Source organism: Paraclostridium benzoelyticum, assembly GCF_001006285.1.
Lineage (GTDB): Bacteria > Bacillota > Clostridia > Peptostreptococcales > Peptostreptococcaceae > Paraclostridium > Paraclostridium benzoelyticum.
The window spans coordinates 1-3850 of sequence record NZ_LBBT01000283.1 but is presented as its reverse complement, the minus strand read 5'-3'; the positions used below and the strand labels follow the sequence as shown (position 1 = coordinate 3850).

Annotated in this window: 6 protein-coding genes; 2 read left to right on the top strand and 4 right to left on the bottom strand. The window is 23.8% G+C overall.

Features of this window, described 5'->3' with window-relative positions:
* The first annotated feature begins 82 nt into the window (after positions 1-82).
* Both VN21_RS17950 and VN21_RS14280 read left to right on the top strand, forming a co-directional pair.
* Entirely contained in the window at positions 83-931 is an 849-nt protein-coding gene (locus VN21_RS17950) for a ParA family protein (protein ID WP_021430853.1), read from the top strand.
* Between the two features lie 72 nt (positions 932-1003).
* The gene (locus VN21_RS14280) at positions 1004-1357 is read left to right on the top strand and encodes a hypothetical protein (protein ID WP_046823857.1); all 354 of its coding nucleotides are present in this window, start codon (positions 1004-1006) and stop codon (positions 1355-1357) included.
* Between the two features lie 52 nt (positions 1358-1409).
* On the opposite strand, the gene VN21_RS14275 is transcribed toward VN21_RS14280, so the two are convergent.
* From VN21_RS14275 to VN21_RS17945, 4 genes are read right to left on the bottom strand one after another with little or no spacing between them, the layout of a single operon-like run.
* The gene (locus VN21_RS14275; protein WP_046823856.1) at positions 1410-2042 is read right to left on the bottom strand and encodes a DUF3267 domain-containing protein; all 633 of its coding nucleotides are present in this window, start codon (positions 2040-2042) and stop codon (positions 1410-1412) included.
* A 43-nt stretch (positions 2043-2085) separates the two neighbouring features.
* A complete protein-coding gene (locus VN21_RS14270; protein ID WP_046823855.1) occupies positions 2086-2658 on the bottom strand; it encodes a thioredoxin domain-containing protein in 573 nt (190 codons plus the stop codon).
* Positions 2651-2935, bottom strand: a complete 285-nt coding sequence (locus VN21_RS14265) for a hypothetical protein (protein WP_046823854.1) — start codon at positions 2933-2935, stop codon at positions 2651-2653. The genes VN21_RS14270 and VN21_RS14265 overlap by 8 nt, the downstream gene beginning before the upstream one ends.
* Positions 2932-3825 (bottom strand): PqqD family protein, encoded by an 894-nt coding sequence (locus VN21_RS17945; RefSeq protein ID WP_052952080.1) that lies wholly within the window; start codon positions 3823-3825, stop codon positions 2932-2934. Before VN21_RS17945 ends, VN21_RS14265 begins: the two co-directional genes overlap by 4 nt.
* Positions 3826-3850: the final 25 nt, after the last annotated feature.

The window sequence follows — 3850 nt, the reverse complement described above, 5'->3', positions numbered from 1 at the left end:
ATTTAAAAATCATTTAATTAATGATAAAATATATATTAAACTACTATTAAATATATATTTAATATAAAAAGGAGTAATAAAAGTGGCTAAAAATCAAACAATTTTAACACATATGAGCTTTAAGGGTGGTAGTTCCAAAACATGTTTAAATCTAAATTTTATACATCAATTTTGTACAAACTATCCCAATAAAAAAGTATTGTTTATAGATGCTGATCCTCAATCAAATGCATCAGTATTTTTATTAGGAGAAGAAGTAATTCAATCCAATATATATACTTTGAAAGATGGGTTAGAAAGCAATATTGAAATAGATAAGTTAATTATGAAATCTCCTCTAAGTAAATTTCAAAACTTAGATATTATAGCAAGTAATATAGATATGGTTACTCTTGAATTAGTTCTTAATACAAAAGCCGGTAAGGAATATACTTTATTGAATTACTTAACTGACGATAAGAATATAGATGTTTTTTCAGAATATGATTTAGTATTATTTGATTTAAATCCTGCTATATCTGTTTTAAATACAAATGTATTTATATGTTGTACAGATATTGTGCCTATAATAAACTACGGATGTTATAGCACACTAACAGGTTATGATTTGTTATTAAAAACCTATGGAGATATAAAGAAAGCGCTTAGAATAGATAAAGACGATATAAGAAAACCAGTTATCACTAAATTTGAAAAACAAGAAAACAACAAAATAAAAATGTGGTTAGAGTGTGCTACAGAAAAAGGAATTTTAGGAAATACATTTAAACAAACTATGAGAAAGTCTGTTCACTATGAAAACTCAATATTATATAACGAGTCAATTAGTGAGTATGTAAAAGTTAAAGAAAGAAAAATAAAAACTGATATAGGAAATGAAATTTCCGACTTAATAAATGAATACATAGAGGAAGGTTTAATAGTTATTTAATGAAAACTTTTTAACTATTAAAAATACATTTAATTAATATTAAATATTTATTAAATATTAGGAGAGAAAGCTATGACTATTGAAAATCCAATGTTAAATAAAAAAAGTAGTTTATTAAACATAAAACAAAAAGTAGATGAAAAATCAACGGGTCAAGAATTTATTGAAAATAAAAATACTGATATTAATGTATTTGACTTAATAAATAAACCTAAATTAAAAGAAGAAAAAGTTATGATTGGAATTAAATTAAAAAAGGAAATCGCTGATAAAGTTAAATCTTTTTCTTATGAAAATAATATGACTGTTTCTCAAGTCTTAGAAGATATAGTCTGTAAGATGTTTGACTCAGTTGAACTTAATTTAGACGCCTTAACTGCATATGAAGAGAAGTATAAAAAGAAATCAAAAAAAACTAAAAAATAGATTAATAAATACATAAGAGGGAGGACAATTGTCCTCTCTTTTTATGCATTTATTAATCTAAATTAGATACTTTACTAATCTTGTAGAAAGTTTTTATTCCATTGTTTTTTATCTTGCTATTTCTTGGAGCTTGAAAAAACAATAGTATAAAAGATAATACATCTACTGATGCTCCTGCAGCATTCACAATTGCCAAAATTAAAATTATCATAGGATTTCCCCCTAATAAGGTCATTATAATTGGCATTACAAATGACAATATTATAAATGGCATTATAGTTACTATCAAGTATCTATTTCTACTAATTATTTCTTCGGTATAAACAAAACCACCCCATAGTTTTACTGAAATAAATGTTGATTTAGATTTTGCAAAGTTTGGAATGCATACTAAATGAATAACTTCATGTAAAAATATATACACATATATATATACTATATATATAAGCTTAATTGTAAAAACAAATTTTCCATCATAAAAAATAGAGTTTACAATTGTCAGTAAGTCTTTATTTATAAGCTTAATAAAGAATATACACAAATAAATATTTATAATTGATATAGGTAATGATATTAGAGTTGCTGTAACTAAGTTTCGAGGTTCTTTTAACATTTTCCAACCAGTACTAATCATATCCTTATTTAAATTAATATCTGTATCTGGTATTTTACTTATATACTTCATAAAAATTTCCTTTCATTTACATGTATGTATATTCTATATAGCCTTATTTTACATCATTTATCATTTTATTGAACTCTTTTTCTGTAAATGATCCAACATGCTTTTCACCATTTAAATAAAATGTAGGTATAAAATCTATTCCAAGATCATCTCTTTCAGTTAGAATATGTTTTTGCATCTCAACTCTATCTTTTTTAATAGCACCTAGTTTAAAAAACTCTTCAACATCTTTCACGTTTTTCATTTTACTCCATGTTTTATAATTATCCATTATATAATCTACAGTTTCTATTTTATCTAGATTATCAATTCTATTAAATATAACATCATCATATTTAAACTTATCAAAATCAACATGCTTCACTACATAATATATTTCACCACTTTTGATTTTTTCTCTTAATATATCTCCAATATTTTCATGCAACTCATAACAGTCTTTACATTGGAAACTCATGTATTCTACCATCTTTATTTTGGCATTAGGATCTCCATATCCTATCCCATACTTTGTTTCCATACTCTCCTTACCTTTAGAGTATATTGAATATACAGATATACAGATTGCAATAAAAGCAATAAATAAAACTAATTTAATCACTCTTTTTTTATCCATTTGCCCTTTTTCCTTTTTTATATAAATTTTTATAACCCTTCGTTTTTGAAACTATGAATACTAATCCAATAAGTACTACATATAAAACTATGTACATAAAAACTAAGTTTGAACTTATATTTAATTTGAAACTATTTTGTGCTACATCTAGTAAAACTCCACCATTAAATAAATTTACACTTTTATTATTCAGCAATGAATATAGTAAATAAAAAACTATACCAAATGGTATAAATGTAAAATATATAACAGATACAATTCCTAATGTTTTTTTCATTTTATAGCCCCCTTCATTAGTTTCTTCATTAGAATTTTTCTAAGTATTCCTTTTCCATCTTGTGTAAAAGGTAATAAATTTATTGCATTAACTGCAAACCCTATTCCTAGAACAAATATCATTATACTTTGTATCTTTATTGAAATTGCTATTATAATGATTCCTATAATACTTGGTATTAACGGTCCTAGCAATATAGACAATAAACTAGATTCGGTATTTACCTTAACTATACTAACTGTAAATCTTCTAGCTAATATATATCCACGAAATTCTTGATTTTGAATTTTGCTAACAACTATATGAATCCATTCATGTATTACAAATCCAACTATTATTGAAAATATAAAAACGATATAACAATCAATAGCATAATCTATCTTATCATTAAACTCTATTGCTAAATTATTTTTAAAGAAGTAAATAGTTATAAAAGTAATCACCCACATTATAAATAACTTTTTTGTAACTACATAAAGTAAAAGTAATAAAGCTGCTACCTTGGAATTAGAAACAGAGTATCTTTTCTTATATACATATTGAAATATACTTAAGTTTAATAATATAACAGCTATTTTATTTCCTATTACCTTACTTTCAACTAAGTTTTTCTCTTGTAAATTTCTTAATATATTGGTTACATCTCTTTCCAATACAGCCTTTTTTACATTATACTTTTTGAGTAGCTCTGAAACTATATCATCTATATTGTTTTTTCCATTCATCAACTTTAAAATTTCATAAGCAACTCCATTTAGCGTAATACTTTTATTTAAATCTTTATCGAAAATTAAATTTTCATTTAAAAACACACTCTTAGGAATAATAAAAACTGTTTTTATTTTTAATAATGCTTTTATCTTTTCAATTAAAAATGTAAATAGATTCATCTAATCTCTCCTTTATAGATTGAAA

Coding starts and splice junctions, on each gene's coding strand:
- VN21_RS14280 (WP_046823857.1), top strand. CDS start 1,004: ATGACTATTGAAAATCCAATGTTAAATAAAAAAAGTAGTTTATTAAAC.
- VN21_RS14275 (WP_046823856.1), bottom strand. CDS start 2,042: ATGAAGTATATAAGTAAAATACCAGATACAGATATTAATTTAAATAAG.
- VN21_RS14270 (WP_046823855.1), bottom strand. CDS start 2,658: ATGGATAAAAAAAGAGTGATTAAATTAGTTTTATTTATTGCTTTTATT.
- VN21_RS14265 (WP_046823854.1), bottom strand. CDS start 2,935: ATGAAAAAAACATTAGGAATTGTATCTGTTATATATTTTACATTTATA.
- VN21_RS17945 (WP_052952080.1), bottom strand. CDS start 3,825: ATGAATCTATTTACATTTTTAATTGAAAAGATAAAAGCATTATTAAAA.